Raw genomic sequence first — 15,654 nt, 5'->3', positions numbered from 1 at the left:
AGGCGTGCGCCTTGATCAATCAGGCACCGCCACATCGCCGTCCGAACAACACGAAGCGGTAGCCTCATGAATAGGACGGGTTAGGGGTGAAGATCCATCATTCCTAATCCAACCCGGCCTAGTATTTATACGGATTTCGCGGATCAATGAACGTGATACCCCAGCACCCAGTTCAGCAGGTGTCGCCCAATTTTTAATTGGGTATGAATCCATCAATTCTTGACGAAATCTTTCGAGATTATCTCTTAAATCCTTCTGGATATCGGACTTACCCGCCGGTATTTCGTCTGGGCGTCTATGCACAAATGCTAATACCGGGACCCCGAGTTTTTCGCGTATTTATATTTTTTTCGGTATAGCTAATTCCTTCCGATGTGAGGCTGCCATACCTTCCCCCTATTATTAAAACATAATAATCGGACTCGTCGATAACCTTTTGGATGCCGCTCCATTGGTCTTCGTTCGACGCGACAAATGCCTCCATTCCAGTAGGGATACAATCCATTTCCCATGGGGCTTGGATAACTTCAGCTCGCTCTTCTTTTAAATCAGTAAATGTCGAACTTACGAAGACTTGATATCTGACTGAATAGGAGATCGAAAATCAATCGCCTCGTTTGAACTTTGCTCTACTTATCAAACATTCGTGAGTGGCATGCAACTCAGCCAAAAACTTTTATTTTCCTACACCCCCTGCCCGCGCCTAACCCCGCTCCCCCTCATCAATGGCGGAGCGTGTCATGGTCGATCTTTCCTTTACCCCGGCGGTGCAGAAGAAACGGCGCAAGCTGGATGCAGAGACGCAGCGGCAATTTATCGCGGCGCTCGCGCGGTGCGGGTTCGTCGGCGATGCCGCGGCCGAGATCGGCGTTAGCGTGGCGGCGCTGCACAAGCTGCGGTATCGCGCCGGGGCGGAGGCGTTTCGCGCGGCGTGGGACCGGGCGCGGCTGTGCGATACGGCGCGTGACGCACGGCGGGCGCGGCGGCGGGGGATCGTGCGCGTTCCCGACCAAAAGAGTGATGGCGGGGATGCGGGTTATCGCGTGATCGGCGAGGCCTATGCCGATGCGCCGCTGCATTGCCGGTCGGCGCGGCCTTCGCGGCGGACGAGCCACGTCGCCTTTACCACCGAGGAGCCGGAACCGGGCGATCCGCTGCTCGATTTCTCGCCGTTCGTGCATCCCCGTCCCCGGCGCAATTCGATCACGCCCGATCGTCAGCGCCGCTTTATCGCCGTGCTTGCCGCCACGGGCAGCGTCACGCAGGCCGCGCGGCGCATCGGGGCGAGTGTCGAGGCGCTCTATACGCTGCGCAGCCGCAAGGGCGCCGAGGGGTTCGCCGCTGCGTGGGAGCGTGCGGTCGATTGCGGGATCGCGAGGCTTGAGGATACCGCGCTTACCCGCGCGATCGAGGGGGAGGCGCGGCCCATCGTGTCGGGCGGCGAAATCATCGGCGAATGGCGGCGGCATAACGAGGCGCTGGTCATGTTCATGCTGCGCCATCGTCGTGCGCACCGCTATGGCGAGGCCGCGATGCCGAGGCCGGGCGACCCTGTTTACGAAACGCTCAAACAGCAATGGCGCGCGGAGACGTTCGGCGACGAGGACGAGGTGCGCGCGCGGATCAATGCGAAGCTCGACCTCATGCGCGAAAGGATGGAGGCGGGGCGGCATCTGCTGTCCTCTCCCCCGGCGCGGGCGCGTGACGGCCGCCTAACCCTCGCGCAAGAAGAGCGCCTTTTCCTCCAGCCGGATGCGGTGGGCAAGCAGCATCGCGTTGAGCACCGACCACACCAGCGCCACCCACGGCGCGCCGAGGAGCAGCGGCAGAAGCGCGATCTCCGCCACCACCACCGCGTAATTGGGATGCGGGAAAAAACGGTACGGCCCGCGCCGCACCCGCGGGAAATGCGGGGCGGAAATGATGCGCGTCGTCCACCAGCGCCCGATGGAATGCAGGACCCAGTAGCGCGCCGCCTGGCTGAACGCGAAGAGCGAGGCCAGCGCATAGGACGGTTCGGGCGCGGGCTGCGCGAACAGGAGGATGGCGAACAGCCACGAGCCGTGCAGCACGATGAACAGCGGGTAATGGCCGGGGTAATGCTCGATCCCCCCCTCGGCCAGCAGACGCCGCGTATTGCGCCGCGCATAGGCAAGTTCGCCAAGGCGCGAGGCAACGACATAGGCGAGCACGGCCCATGCCCATACCGGCCAGCTCGCCCATTGCGCGATCATCGATGCACCAGCGCCGCGGTGCCGGTAAAGCCGGGACCGAGCGCGGTGACGAGCACCGGCTCTCCCCCCGGCGCGGAGTTGGATAGCAGCCGGTCCAGGATGAAGAGCACGGTCGGGCTGCTCATATTGCCGTAATCGCGTAGCACGGCGGCGGTGGCGGGCAGGTCGCGCCCGAACATCGCGGCCAGCGCCTCCACCACGCGGCCGCCGCCGGGATGGCAGGCCGGTTCGGCAAGCCCCGCGCGGGTGAGCGATTGCGCGGCGAGGAAGGCGTCGCAGAACGGGGCGAAATCCTTTTCCACGAAGCGCGGAATGTCGCGCGACAATACGAGGTCGAAGCCGGTGTCGCCGATCTCCCATCCCATCATCGGGATCGTGTCCGGCCAGCAATGTTGCGCAAACGGGCCGAGCCGGTTGGGACCGTCGCCCGGCGCGATGACCGCGGCGGCGCATCCATCGGAAAACAGGGCGAGCGCGACGAGATCCTTTTTTTCCATCGAGGAATGGTCGTAGGCGAGGCTGCACAATTCGACGCAGACGAGGAGCAGCGCGCCCTCACCCCGCGCCGCATCGGCCAGCGTCGCGGCGAGCGACAGACCCAGCCCGCCGCCCGCGCAGCCCCAGCCGAACACCGGCACGGTGCGCGTGGTGGGAGCAAAGCCCATGCGCTGCAGCGCGCGGCTCGGGATCGAGGGGGTGAGCGTGCCGGTCGTGCAGACGGTGACGATGGTGCCGATGTCGGCCGGCGTCAGGCCCGCGCGGGTGAGCGCGTCCTGCGCCGCGTCCTCCCACAATGCGGTGGCGACCCGTTCGAAGGTCGCGGCCCGTTCGCTCGCCCGGCGGGGGCGGAAGTAGTAGCCGATGTCCTCCGCGATGTGCCTTTGCGCGATGCCGGTGTTGGTGAGGATGGAGGCGAGGCGCGGCGGCGGTGCGTGGCCCAGCGCATCGGTCAGTATGGGGACGACGTCGCTTTGCGGCAAGATATGCGGCGGCACGGCGGTGCCGATCGAAAGGATATGGGCCATGTTTCTCCCGACCCGGCCGGAAGGGCGGGCATGGTGGTAACGCCGCTCGGCCCGCCTGCGTTCCGAAGGCGCGGGCCTATTGCGGCGCGGCGGTGAGATAGTCGACGAGCGCCTTCATCTTGCGCTGCCGCCATTGGGGGCGCGGCGCGACGAGCCAGTAGGTGGCGCGCGTCTCCTCCGGTTCGCCCACCGCGACGAGCGTGCCGTCGGCGAGCGCGCTTTCGACAAGCTGCATCGGGAGCAGCGCACGCCCCATCCCGCCAAGCGCGGCCGACAGCGCCTGTCCCGTGGCGCCGACCTGCAATCCCGGCTCCACCCCTTCGGGTGCGGGGTGGCCGGGCCATGCGATCCACGCATCGTCGGCGCCCGGTGCCGCGACCGCAATGCGGCGCCCGGGCGAGAGCGGCACCCCTTCGAGTTCGCCCGGCCCTTCGACGAGGCGCACCGCGAAATCGAGGTTCGCTTCTGTGAAATCGGTGTTCTGCCCGCCTGCCATGAGGAAACGGGTTTCGGCATTTTCGGCGCGATAGGCGGCGAGCCGCGCGGCCAGCCATGCGCCGAAGAAATCGCGCGGCGCGGCAAAGGTGAAGAAATGGCTCGATTGACCCGACTGCATCGCCTGCACCGATTCCTCGAACCGCAGGAACCCTTCGCGCAAGGGGTCGAGCCCGGCGCGCGCCTCGTCCGTGAGCTCCAGCCCCTTGGGCGTGCGGCGGAACAACACCACGCCGAGCAGATCCTCCAGCGCGCGAATCTGCTGCCCCACGGCGGCGGGCGTGACGGCAAGCTCGTCCGCCGCGCGGGTAAAGGACAGGTGCCGCGCCGCCGCGTCGAGCACGCGCAACCCGTTCAATGGCAGGTGAGTTCGTTTCAATATGCCCTCGTCTCGCGGCGCGTTCGTATGTGCCGCCGTTCTTAGGCGGCGGCGGGCCCGCGGCGCAAGAGGCGCGTGCAACCGGCCCGGCGCGTCATCCGGGCCAGCGGATCAGGGCCAGCGAATTACGGTCAGCGGATCGCCGTCGGCGCGTCGAGCGGGAAGAACGGGATCGCCGCCTCGAATATGGTGCCGTCGTCGCGGCGGAAGGTATAATGCCCCTCCATCGTGCCATGCGGCGTTTCGAGCGGGCATCCCGACACGTAATCATGCGCCTGTTCCGGGTCCAGAAACGGCTGTTCGCCGACGACGCCATCACCATCGACGAGCGAGACGCGCCCGTTCGCATCGGTGATGCGCCAGTGCCGCGTCAGCAATTGCACCGGTTCGTCGCCATGGTTTTCGATGCGCACGTGATAGGACCAGAACCAGCGGCCCGCCGTCACGCGCGATTGTTCGGGCAGGAAATTGGCCGCGACCCGCACGGTGATGCCGTTCGAATGGGCGACATGATTGAAGAACCGGTTCATCATATGCGGCGGTAAATAGCCCAAATCCCGCCGCGACACAACGCCGCTCATGCCGCCTTGGCGCGCGATCGGCCCGGGATTTCAGTGCGCCGCCACCGCGTCGAGCGGACAGGTCAGGCGCCAGCACAGACCTTCGGGCGTGTAGTCGAGCACCGCTTCGCCGTCGAATGTCGCGGCGGGCACGTCGCGGATCACGGCGGACCCGAACCCCATGAAATCGGGCGCCTTGACCGGCGGGCCCCCCGCCTCGCTCCAGCGCATGGTGAATTCGCCGTCCTCCACCTCCAACATGACGCGCACCTCGCCCTCTTCATCGGCGAGCGCCCCGTGTTTGAGCGCATTGGTGGCCAGCTCGTGCAACGCAAGGCCCAGCGTTTCGGCACTGCGCGCGCTCAGCAGCACGTCCGGCCCTTCGGATCGCAGGCGGTCCCCGACCCGGCGGCGAACGAAGCCCAGCTGCGCATCGACCAGATCGCCGACCGGCACCTCGCCCCAGCGCCGGTCGATCAACAGATCCTGATTGATGGTCAGCGCCTCGATACGGCGGACGAAACGCTTGACGAAATCGTCATGGCCGGGCGCGGACCGGCGGGCGAGAACCTGTATCGTGGCCAGCGTGTTCTTGACCCTGTGGTTCACCTCGGTCAGCAGGTTTTCGATCGCGGCGGCCTGGTCCCGTTGATTGGTGATGTCGGTATTGGTCCCGAACCAGCTCATCAGCCGGCCTTCGGCATCATGCACCGGCTTCGCGCGCGACAGGAACCAGCGATATTCCCCATCCGCGCTGCGCAAAGGGAACGTGTCCTCCCAATAGGTGCCGGCCGCGATGCAGGCGCGAAATTCCCGCACGACCCGCTCGACATGATCGGGATGGTGCACCGCTTTCCAGCCCCAGCCGGCCATGTCCTCCTCGTTCGTGCCGGTATATTCGTACCAGCGCCGGTTGTACCAGTGGATCGCGCCGTCCGGCTCCGCGATCCAGGCAAGCTGCGCGATATTGTCGGCGAGCATGTGAAAGCGCCGCTCGCTGCGCGCGAGCGCATCCCGCGCCGCGTGCCAGGATCCGGAATCGCGGATGATCTTGCTCGCCCCGATGATCGTGCCGCTCGCATCGCGCACGGGCGAGGTGGTGAGCGACACGCACAAGGGCGCGCCATCCTTGCGCAGGCGGACCGTCTGAAACGAGGTCAGCGTTTCGCCCGCGGCGAGGCGGGCGATGATGTCCGCCTCCTCCTCCATGCGGTCCTCGGGGATAAGCATGTCGATCGATTGCCCGATCATCTCCTCCGCGCGGAAACCGAACAATCGTTCCGCCGCGCGGTTCCACGACAGCACCCGCCCATCGAGAAGGCACGAGATGATCGCATCGTCCGCCCCTTCGACGATGGCCGACAGGAGTGAGCCGGCGGGAAGGCCGCCATCCGCATCGCGGCCTTCGACATCGAGGGGCGACAGGCTCACAAACCGGCCCGGTCGAACGCCCGGTCGAGATCGGCGATAATGTCGTCTGCATCCTCAAGCCCGACATTGAAGCGGATCATGCCTTCGTCCACGCCCATCTCGGCGCGCGCCTCCGCACTCAGCCCGGCATGGGTGGTGGAGGCGGGATGACACATCAAGGAGCGCGAATCGCCGATATTGTTCGAGATATCGATCAGCTCCAGCCCGTCGAGCACGGCATGCGCCTGCGCCCGCCCGCCGTCGAGCACGAAGGAGAAGATGCAGCCGGTCATGTCCATCTGCTTCATCGCGAGATTGTGACGCGGATGGCTCTCAAGACCGGGGTGCAGGATGCGCGGCACGCGGGTTTCGACGAATTGCCCGACCTTGAGCGCGTTGGCGCATTGCTGCCGCGCGCGCAGTTCGAGCGTTTCGAGCCCCTTCATCACGACCCATGCGTTGAACGGCGACAGGTTCGGCCCGGTGTTGCGTTGGAACGGGAGCAGCGTTTCATTGATGAACTCCTCCGTCCCGCATACCGCGCCGGCGAGGACGCGGCCCTGCCCCTCCATCAGTTTCGTCGCGCTATAGGCCACGACATCGGCGCCCCATTCGATGGGCCGCTGCATGACAGGGGTGCAGAACGCATTGTCGACGACGGTGGTGATGCCGTGCGCCCTTGCAATGTCGCACACCGCGCGAAGGTCCACGATGTCGAGCGTGGGATTGGCCGGCGTTTCGAAGAAGAACACCTTGGTATTGGGGCGGATCGCGCGTTCCCAGGCATCATTGTCGGTGGAATCGATGGTCGTGCTCTCGATCCCGAAACGCGGGCATAGCGAATCGACGAGCCAGCGGCACGATCCGAACGCCGCGCGCGCCGCGACGATATGATCGCCCGCCGACAATTGCGACAGCAGGGCCGCGGTCATCGCCGCCATGCCCGATGCCTGCGTGCGGCAGGCCTCGGCCCCTTCCATCACCGCGATGCGTTCCTCCAGCATGGCGACGGTGGGGTTCTGAAGCCGGGAATAGGTCATGCCCGCCGCCTCGCCCGCAAAGCGGGCCGCAGGGGTCGCCGCATCGTCGTAGCTGTAGCCCGAGGTGAGGTAGAGCGCCTCCGACGTTTCTCCGTGTTCGGACCGCATCGTGCCTGCGCGCACGGCGCGGGTCGCGGGTTTCCAGCTTTGCGTGATCGAGCGGTCGGTGCCAGTATAACGTTTCATAAGTCGGGGCCGGTAGCGGGCAGAGGGGAGCGATGCAACAAGCGCATTGCCGGGCGCGCCATGCCCCATTACCCATCGGCCCCATGAATCGTTCCCGCCCACGGGGTGTAAATCGCGCCGACCCCATGGCTGCCGCCATCGCGATCACGGCCCTGTTCGGCGTGGTCGCGGCGTGGCATATCGCGCGTATCGAAACGCCGATCTTCGACGAAATCCATTACCTTCCCGCCGCGCGCGACTGGATCGCGGGCGAAACCCTACGCAATGCGGAGCATCCGTTGCTGGGCAAGCAATTGCTCGCGCTGTTCATGGGCGTGTTCGGGGACGATGCGTTGGGCTGGCGCATCGGGTCGGTGGTGTTCGGGATGCTGACGCTGTTTTCGGCCATGCGCGCGGTGTGGCACGTGTCGCACCGCGGGTTCGCGACGATTGCGACCGGCGTGTTGATCGCGACCGATTTCACCCTGCTGGTGCAGGCGCGGATCGCGATGCTCGACATCTACATGCTGGGCCTTGGCGCGGCGGGGATATGGGCATGCGCCGCCGCGCTCGATAGCGGGCGTGTCGCGGCGGCGCGCGTGCGGCTGGGTGCGGGCGGCGTGTTGCTGGGGCTGGCGGTGGCGGCGAAATGGAACGCGGCGCCGCTGCCCGTGTTTGCCGGGCTGGCCTTTGCATGGGGGCGTTGGCGGGCCTTGCCGCGGGACGGGCGCGGGGGTTTGCACATCCTGACCGCGCGTGACGCAGGGCCGGTGCGCGGCGTATCGTTGATCGAGGCGGCGGGATGGCTCGGCCTGTTGCCGGTGGCGGTGTATCTGCTGCATTTCATGGCGATCGCCGCGCTGTCCGATCCGCCGCCGCAATGGCACGACCCGATATCGTGGCAGGCGCATATGCTATCGCTGCAACAGGGGGTGACGACGCCGCACACCTATATGTCGCGGTGGTGGCAATGGGCGGCGAACAGCCGCGCGATCTGGTATTTCTACGAGGTATATGACGGGGCGCAGCGCGGGATATTGCTGCTCGGCAATCCGCTGACGATGCTGGCCGCGTTGCCGGCGCTCGCCTATGGAGTATATTGCGGGGCGCGGCACGGGCGGGGCGACATGGCGCTGGCCGCGTGGGGGTGGATCGCAGCGATGGCCTTATGGATCGCGGCGCCAAAGCCGGTGCAGTTCTACTATCATTACCTGCTGCCCTCGCTGTTCGCGATGGCGGCGCTTGCGTTCATGCTCGACCGCGCGGTGTGGGAAACGCGGTTTCGCGTGTGGGCGATCCCGTTCCTTGCCGCGTCGCTCTCGCTGTTCGTGTGGTTTCTTCCCGTGCTTACGGGGCAGGCGCTGGCCGGGCGGGACAGCTTCCTCGACTATGCGTGGATCGAGGGGTGGCGATAGCTCACTCCACCGGGATCGCGATGCGGACCAGAAGCCCGTCCTTTTCCCAATCCTGTGTCATGGTGGCGTTGATATTGCTCAACACGCCCAGCATGATCCGCGATCCCGAACCCGATTGGCGCGGCGGATCATCGTCGAGCATGGGCCCGCCGGTTTCGCGCCAGAAGAGGACGGTCTTGCCATTCTCCTGCGTCCAGTCGACCGATACCGCCCCGTCCGCCGTCGACAATGCCCCGTATTTCAACGCATTGGTCGCCAGTTCGTGCAGCACGAGACCGAGCGGCGTCACCTGTTTCTTGTCCAGCATGATCGTATCGCCGATGATCGCGATACGGTCGCGCGCGACATCTGTATAGGGGAGCAGGATCGCTTCGATCAGCTCGCGCAAATCGGCTTCGTGCACGTTGCCGTCGGTGCGCGAGGATACCGAATGCGCACGCGACAGGGCGATGACCCGCTCCGAAAGCTTGTCCGCCAGATCGAACTTGTCCTCCGCCGATTTGACGGAGAGGCGGATCATCGCACTGATCACGCCGAACAGATTGCGGCTGCGGTGGTCCATCTCCTGATTGAGGCGCTCCGCGATCGCCATGCGTTCGCGCTCATCCAGCAATTCGGTCACGTCCCATTGCGAGCCGTAGAAATGCGTCAGCGTCCCCTCCCGGTCGTAGATCGGCCCGATATGGAGCGAGTTCCAGAACGGCGTTCCATCCTTGCGGTAATTGCGCAGGATGGTGACGCGCACGCGCTCGTTTTCCAACCCTTCGCGCACGCGGGCGACGGTGTCGGGATCGGTGTCCGGCCCTTGAAGGAAGCGGCAGTTCCTGCCGACGACCTCTTCCTTCTCATATCCGGTGAGGTGCAGAAACGCCTGATTCGCGTAGACGATGGGCATGTCGGGCGCGCGCGCGTCCGAGATGCAGATTGCCATGCGCGTCTGTTCGGCGGATTGATGAAACATGCGGGCGAGATCGGGAGACATCGCATCGAAATCGGCCGCGCTGCTTCGCGCCGTCGCAGGCTCGAATTCCTGTCCGGCCTGACTGCCTCCGTCCTGTTGCTTGTCCGCCAAGTCCCGCCGCCGCCTTATTCGTCCATGAAGTCAGCGGATTAATACACGAAGGCCCAGTTGTTTCCAGCAGGAACAAATCAAAAACGGCCCCAGACGAACCGGCTCGACAGGGCAAAGTTCCAGACCGACCCGACGACGATCCCGGCCAGCGCCGCGCTCAGCCAGTGAAAACCCCGCCCGGCCAGCGCCTCCGCCACGGCGACATTGGCGCCCGCCCCGACCGCGCAGGTGCCCGCAAACCGCGCCCACCCCGCCAACATGGCGCGCGCACCCGACAGCCGTTGATCGGCGTAGGTCAGCGCATTGTTGAGCAGGAAATTGAACGTCAGCGCCCCTGCGACCGCCGCGATCTGTCCGGTGAGGAAATCCGTCCCCGCGGCTTTGTGAAACAGCCACAAGATCGCCAGATGCACCGCCACGCCCACAGCGCCGATGGTCCCGAACAGGGCAAAGCGCGTGGGCAGCACCCGCCCGATCGTGCGGTCGTACACGCCGATGAGGAAATCGAACGCGATCGCCCGGTCGAGTTTCGATTCGCCGGCGATCCGCGCCGCGAAATTCATCGGAAATTCGCGCAGCCGCAACGGCGCGGGCGCGGTGGCGAGGATGTCGAGCAAAATCTTGAACCCGATGCCCGACAATCGCGGCGCGAGCATGCGCAGCAGGTCGGCGCGGATCATGAAGAACCCGCTCATCGGGTCGGTCGCGGCGATGCCCGTCATGGCGCGCGCGATGCGATTGGCGAGGTGGGAGCGTGCCTCCCGCTCCGGCGCGGCCCAGGCCTGCGTGCTTGCCCCCGGCGCGAACCGGCTGGCGATGCACAGGTCGAGATCGCCGCCTTCCATCGCGCGCAGCATGGGCAGGAGCAGCGCGGGGTCATGCTGATGATCGGCGTCCATCACCGCGACATGCGGCGCGGCGGTTGCCAGCATCCCCTCGATCGCGGCGCTGGCGAGGCCGCGGCGGCCGATCCGCTGTATCACCCGCACGCGCATGTCCGCCCGCGCCAGCATGCGCGCGGCATCGGCGGTGCCATCCTCGCTGTCGTCGTCGACGACGATCACCTCCCATCTTACGGGGCCGAGCGTGTCGGCCAGCCGCGCGATGAACGCGGCGATATTCTCCCGCTCGTTCAGCGTGGGAAGGACGATCGCGAGGTCGAGCACCCTATCGCCCCGCGCCCCGCCCTGCCGCCCCGCCGCACGGCTGGCGGCACGGGCCGGCGGCATCTCCTGCCCCTATCGGAACAGGTCGAGGCGGCTCTTCATCCGGTCGAAAAAGGGCAAATTGCCCGAACGGCACCATGGCGCGACGGGTGCGCTCATCAACAAGACCGTCGTCACGGCGCCGTAGCCGATAACCAGAGATGCGCGCAGCAGGATATCGGGCATCCTCATCGCCGCATCGAACCGAAAGGCCAGCGACGTCACCACCCCGATAATGCCGACGGCGTAAATCCCCATCATCACGAGCCGGACCATGTTGAGCCGAAGCCGCGTCACCGAAAGAATGCCGATGACATTCGCGATGAGATACGCCGCGATAGAAGAGTGGGTATCGGGTTGAGACGCGGCCACGCAAGCCAGCGCGAACAGGAACGCCCCGATTTCGAGCGCCGCAAAAGCGAAAGGCCGGCGGCGGTCGTACGGTCGTGACATGGGGCGGGGCGCGGTCATTCGACGTTCCTGTCATCGCGGCATGTCGATTCCGTTTACCATGGATAAGCGGAACCACCGGTCAGACGCCGCATCGGCGACCAGACCCCTTCCCAACGCAGGACGCTGCAAAAACGTTGCCATATGTTGCATCCGCATGCGGAACGGTTGCCCGCCATGCCCCGCCTTACGGGTCAAAGCCGCGCGATCACCGCATCGCCGATGTCCGCCGTGGTGGCCGTCCCGCCAAGGTCGCGGCCAAGTACGCCATCGGACAATGTCGCGGCCACCGCACGCTCGACCCGCTCCGCCTGCTCCGCCTGGCCGAGCGAATGGCGCAGCAGATCCGCCGCCGACAGGATCGTGGCCAGCGGATTGGCGATGCCCTTGCCGGCGATGTCGGGCGCGCTCCCGTGAATGGGTTCGTAAAGGCCGAAAGTGCCATGTGCGGTCTTGCGCTCCCCCAGAGAGGCGGAGGCGAGCAGGCCGATGGAGCCGACGCACATCGATGCCTGATCCGACAATATGTCGCCGAACAGATTGCCGGTGACGATCACGTCGAATTGTCCGGGATCGCGCACGAGCTGCATCGCGGCATTGTCGACATACATGTGGCTGAGTTCGATATCGGCGTAATCGGCCGACACCTCGATCACCACGTCGCGCCACAGCTGGCTGGTTTCCAGCACGTTGGCCTTATCCACGCTGCACAATTTGCCGCGACGTTTGCGCGCGGCCTCGAACCCGGTGACGGCGATGCGGCGCACCTCGCTTTCGTCATAGGACATGATGTCGTACCCTTCGCGAAGGTTCGCGTCGGTCGTGCGCATGCCCTTCTCTCCGAAATAGACATCGCCGTTCAGTTCGCGCACGATGAGCAGGTCGATGGCCGAGGCGATTTCGGGTTTCAGACCGCTGGCATCCTCCATGCCGGGAAACATCTTGGCCGGGCGCAGATTGGCGAACAGGCCGAGTTCGCGGCGCAGGCCCAGCACCGCCTGTTCCGGGCGCAGATGCCGGTCGAGCGTGTCGCAGGACGGATCGCCGACCGCGCCGAACAACACGGCATCCGCCTCCCGCGCGGCGACGAGCGTTTCATCGGGCAGCGGGTGTCCGTGAAGGCGATAGGCCGCGCCGCCGACATCGCCGGTGATGAGCGAAAGCGGCAGCGGCAGTTCCTTGAGCACGCGCACCGCCTGCTCCGTCACTTCGGGCCCGATGCCGTCGCCTGCGAAAACCGCTATCTTCATGATTCCCCCGTGATCCGTGTAAGCCGCGCCATCAACAGCGCGCGCGCCGCCATAACATCGCCGCGCCGCTCCGCAAGCAGGCGCGTGGCGATGGTGCGTCCCTGCGCCTCCAGTGCGGCGAGCGTCGCGTCCCAGTCCTGCGCATCGGTGCCCCCCGCCGCGCCATATCCCATTTCGCGCAAAAGCAGCGTTTCATAGCGCAAGAGCGCCACCGCCCAGCCCGGCGCCGAGGGTGCATGGCATATCGCGTCGAGCAGCGGGCCGAGCGCATCGTGCACCGCCGGGTAGGGATTGCGTTCGGGCAGGCAGCTCGCCGTGAGCGCGGTCGCCCATTGTATTGCGGCAGCGGGCAGCGGCTCCGTCATCCAGGGCGCCCGGCTTTGCAGCAGTTCCAGCTTCATGAAAGGCAGCTGGCTCGCCGCGCGGGCCGCGATGTCGGCCGCGACCGCATTGCCGGGGATGAGCACGGGGCGCAGGCCCCGCCCCCGCCCCCCCGCGACATATCCGGCAACCATCCCATATTTGCGCGTCAGCACGCGGGCGATCGCCGCGGTTTCGCCGTGCGGGCGCGAGGCGCAGAGGATGGCTGGGGCGCGCAGATGCATGACCTGCGGGATGGAACGGATCGGCGTGCGCCGCAAGTCCGGCGCGGCAACCAACACATGTTTATATCGCCAAAACCGATTGCGCGCAGGCGGAATTACCGCGCAACCTTTTTTCACACCGACAGTTGGTGCGGGTAAGGTTAACGCAAGCGAGAAGGCTGCACCCCATCATGAAAGATTTCGAACTGTCACAAGGCGGCGCCAATCATCAAAAGCCCGCCGGCAAGGACGATGTGATGACCACGGCGCAGGGCGCGCCCATCGCCGACGATCAGAACTGGCTCACCGCCGGGCCGCGCGGGCCGCAATTGCTCGAAGATCAGATCGCGCGCGAGAAGATCTTTCACTTCGACCACGAACGCATTCCCGAACGCGTGGTCCATGCGCGGGGCTATGGCGTGCATGGCGAGTTCGAGCTGACCGATCCGATCCCCGAATTCACCCGCGCCGGCGTGCTGTCCGGCGAAAAGGGGAAGAAGACGCCGGTGTTCACGCGGTTTTCGACCGTGGCGGGGAACAAGGGTTCGCCCGATCTTGCCCGCGACGTGCGCGGCTTCGCGGTGAAATTCTATACCGAGGAAGGCAACTGGGATATCGTGGGCAACAATATCCCGGTGTTCTTCATTCAGGACGCGATCAAGTTTCCCGACCTCATCCATTCGGTAAAGCCCGCACCCGACCGCGGCTTTCCCCAGGCGCAGAGCGCGCATGACAATTTCTGGGACTTTGCCTCGCTGTCGCCCGAATCCATGCACATGATCATGTGGCAGATGTCGGACCGCACCATCCCGCGCTCGTTCCGTTTCATGGAAGGGTTCGGCGTCCACACCTTCCGCCTCGTCAATGCGGAGGGCAAATCCCATTTCGTGAAGTTCCACTGGAAGCCGAAGCAGGGGATGCAGTCGGTCATCTGGAACGAGGCGCTCAAGATCAATGGCATGGATCCCGATTTCCATCGCCGTGACATGTGGAACGCGATCGATGCGGGGGATTACCCGCAATGGGATCTCGGCGTGCAGATTTTCGACGAGGAATTCGCCGAGAATTTCGAGTTCGACGTGCTGGACGCGACGAAGATCATTCCCGAGGAACAGGTGCCGGTGCGCATCATCGGCACGATGACTTTGAACAACAATGTCGACAATTTCTTTGCCGAAACAGAGCAGGTGGCCTTCTGCACGCAGAACATCGTGCCGGGCATCGACCATTCGGACGATCCCCTGCTCCAGGGCCGCAATTTCAGCTATCTCGACACGCAGTTGAAGCGGCTTGGCGGGCCCAATTTCACCCATATCCCGATCAACGCGCCCAAATGCCCTGTCCGCCATTTTCAGCAGGACGGCCACATGGCGATGCACAACCCCAAGGGCCGCGCCAATTACGAACCGAACAGCTGGGGCGGCGATACGGGCGAGGACCGCGGCCCGCGCGCCTGTCCCATGAACGGGTTCACCAGTTACGAAGCGCCGGTGACAGGGCCCAAGGTCCGCGTGCGCAGCGAAACCTTCGCCGACCATTACAGCCAGGCGCGGCAATTCTATATCTCCCAGACCGAAATCGAGCAGAGGCATATCGCCAATGCGCTGACCTTCGAATTGTCGAAGGTGGAACGCATGGACATTCGCAAGCGGATGGTCGGCCATCTGCGTCATATCGACGCCGATCTGGCGCAGGCGGTGTGCGACGGCATCGGTCTAACCGAGCTGCCGGAGAAGGTGCCGCTGGCGCGTGAGCCGATTACCGACTTGCCGCCGTCCGACGCGCTGTCGATCCTCAAGAACGGGCCGGACAGCTTCAAGGGGCGCAAGCTCGGCATCTATGTCGCCAAGGGCGGCGATGCGGCCATCGTGGACGCGCTCAAGACCGCGGCGATGGATGCCGGCGCCATGGTCGAGATCATCGCCCCGCATGTCGCCGGGGCCGAACTGTCCGACGGCAAGATGATCGAGGCGTCGGAGAAGATCGATGGCGGGCCGTCGGTGGTCTATGACGCGGTGGCATTGGTGATGGGCGAGGATGCGGCGAAGAATTACGCCGATGACAAGCCCAGCATCGATTTCGTGAACGACGCCTTCGCCCACGCGAAATTCATAGCATACGTGCCTGAAACCATGGCCCTGCTGAAAGGGGCGGGCGTCGATGGGAAGATCGACGACGGCTTCGTGAAGCTGACCGGCGCGGGCGATGCGAAAACCTTTGTCGAGACATGCGGCAAGCTGCGCTACTGGGACCGGATGGCGGTCAAGCAGGACTGATCCTGCCAAACCGGAAACGCGAAACGGCGGACAGGAGCGATCCCGTCCGCCGTTTTCGTATCCGCCCCGGTGGCTCGCGCGTGGAGCCGTAGCG

Annotated in this window: 15 protein-coding genes; 2 read left to right on the top strand and 13 right to left on the bottom strand. The window is 65.2% G+C overall.

Going from position 1 to position 15,654, the window contains the following annotated elements:
- Positions 1-295: 295 nt before the first annotated feature.
- The 8 genes from K4G67_RS17765 to K4G67_RS10240 form a co-directional block, all read right to left on the bottom strand.
- Positions 296-598 (bottom strand): DUF4062 domain-containing protein, encoded by a 303-nt coding sequence (locus K4G67_RS17765; RefSeq protein WP_420830026.1) that lies wholly within the window; start codon positions 596-598, stop codon positions 296-298.
- A gap of 124 nt (positions 599-722) precedes the next feature.
- The gene (locus K4G67_RS10270; RefSeq protein ID WP_239806285.1) at positions 723-1,673 is read right to left on the bottom strand and encodes a hypothetical protein; all 951 of its coding nucleotides are present in this window, start codon (positions 1,671-1,673) and stop codon (positions 723-725) included.
- A 39-nt stretch (positions 1,674-1,712) separates the two neighbouring features.
- On the bottom strand, positions 1,713-2,234 hold the full coding sequence (locus K4G67_RS10265; RefSeq protein ID WP_239806284.1) for an isoprenylcysteine carboxyl methyltransferase family protein: 522 nt from the start codon (positions 2,232-2,234) through the stop codon (positions 1,713-1,715).
- On the bottom strand, positions 2,231-3,259 hold the full coding sequence (locus tag K4G67_RS10260) for a type III polyketide synthase (protein ID WP_239806283.1): 1,029 nt from the start codon (positions 3,257-3,259) through the stop codon (positions 2,231-2,233). The genes K4G67_RS10265 and K4G67_RS10260 overlap by 4 nt, the downstream gene beginning before the upstream one ends.
- 76 nt (positions 3,260-3,335) lie before the next feature.
- Entirely contained in the window at positions 3,336-4,133 is a 798-nt protein-coding gene (locus K4G67_RS10255; RefSeq protein ID WP_239806282.1) for a LysR family transcriptional regulator, read from the bottom strand.
- 131 nt (positions 4,134-4,264) lie between these two features.
- Positions 4,265-4,663: a Co2+/Mg2+ efflux protein ApaG gene (apaG, locus tag K4G67_RS10250; RefSeq protein ID WP_239806294.1), complete on the bottom strand. Its 399-nt coding sequence runs from the start codon at positions 4,661-4,663 to the stop codon at positions 4,265-4,267.
- 81 nt (positions 4,664-4,744) lie between these two features.
- Positions 4,745-6,124, bottom strand: a complete 1,380-nt coding sequence (locus K4G67_RS10245) for a PAS domain S-box protein (protein WP_239806281.1) — start codon at positions 6,122-6,124, stop codon at positions 4,745-4,747.
- Positions 6,121-7,329, bottom strand: a complete 1,209-nt coding sequence (locus K4G67_RS10240; RefSeq protein WP_239806280.1) for a trans-sulfuration enzyme family protein — start codon at positions 7,327-7,329, stop codon at positions 6,121-6,123. Before K4G67_RS10240 ends, K4G67_RS10245 begins: the two co-directional genes overlap by 4 nt.
- A gap of 125 nt (positions 7,330-7,454) precedes the next feature.
- Between K4G67_RS10240 and K4G67_RS10235 the strand changes: the two genes are divergently transcribed.
- Positions 7,455-8,723 (top strand): phospholipid carrier-dependent glycosyltransferase, encoded by a 1,269-nt coding sequence (locus K4G67_RS10235; RefSeq protein ID WP_239806279.1) that lies wholly within the window; start codon positions 7,455-7,457, stop codon positions 8,721-8,723.
- 1 nt (position 8,724) lies between these two features.
- Here the strand turns inward: K4G67_RS10235 and K4G67_RS10230 are convergent, their stop codons facing one another.
- The 5 genes from K4G67_RS10230 to recO form a co-directional block, all read right to left on the bottom strand.
- Positions 8,725-9,795: a PAS domain-containing protein gene (locus K4G67_RS10230; RefSeq protein ID WP_239806278.1), complete on the bottom strand. Its 1,071-nt coding sequence runs from the start codon at positions 9,793-9,795 to the stop codon at positions 8,725-8,727.
- A 77-nt stretch (positions 9,796-9,872) separates the two neighbouring features.
- Positions 9,873-11,024: a glycosyltransferase gene (locus K4G67_RS10225; RefSeq protein WP_239806277.1), complete on the bottom strand. Its 1,152-nt coding sequence runs from the start codon at positions 11,022-11,024 to the stop codon at positions 9,873-9,875.
- A gap of 9 nt (positions 11,025-11,033) precedes the next feature.
- A complete protein-coding gene (locus K4G67_RS10220; RefSeq protein ID WP_239806276.1) occupies positions 11,034-11,471 on the bottom strand; it encodes a hypothetical protein in 438 nt (145 codons plus the stop codon).
- 173 nt (positions 11,472-11,644) lie between these two features.
- The gene (gene leuB / locus K4G67_RS10215; protein ID WP_239806275.1) at positions 11,645-12,700 is read right to left on the bottom strand and encodes a 3-isopropylmalate dehydrogenase; all 1,056 of its coding nucleotides are present in this window, start codon (positions 12,698-12,700) and stop codon (positions 11,645-11,647) included.
- A complete protein-coding gene (gene recO / locus K4G67_RS10210) occupies positions 12,697-13,305 on the bottom strand; it encodes a DNA repair protein RecO (RefSeq protein WP_239806293.1) in 609 nt (202 codons plus the stop codon). The genes leuB and recO overlap by 4 nt, the downstream gene beginning before the upstream one ends.
- Positions 13,306-13,475: 170 nt before the next feature.
- On the opposite strand from recO, the gene K4G67_RS10205 reads away from it, so the two are divergent.
- Complete coding sequence (locus tag K4G67_RS10205) at positions 13,476-15,560, top strand: catalase (RefSeq protein ID WP_239806274.1); 2,085 nt, start codon at positions 13,476-13,478, stop codon at positions 15,558-15,560.
- Positions 15,561-15,654 lie beyond the last annotated feature (94 nt).

This window comes from Croceicoccus hydrothermalis, from assembly GCF_022378335.1.
Classification (GTDB): Bacteria; Pseudomonadota; Alphaproteobacteria; order Sphingomonadales; family Sphingomonadaceae; genus Croceicoccus; species Croceicoccus hydrothermalis.
This window is presented reverse-complemented; position numbering and strand designations above follow the sequence as displayed.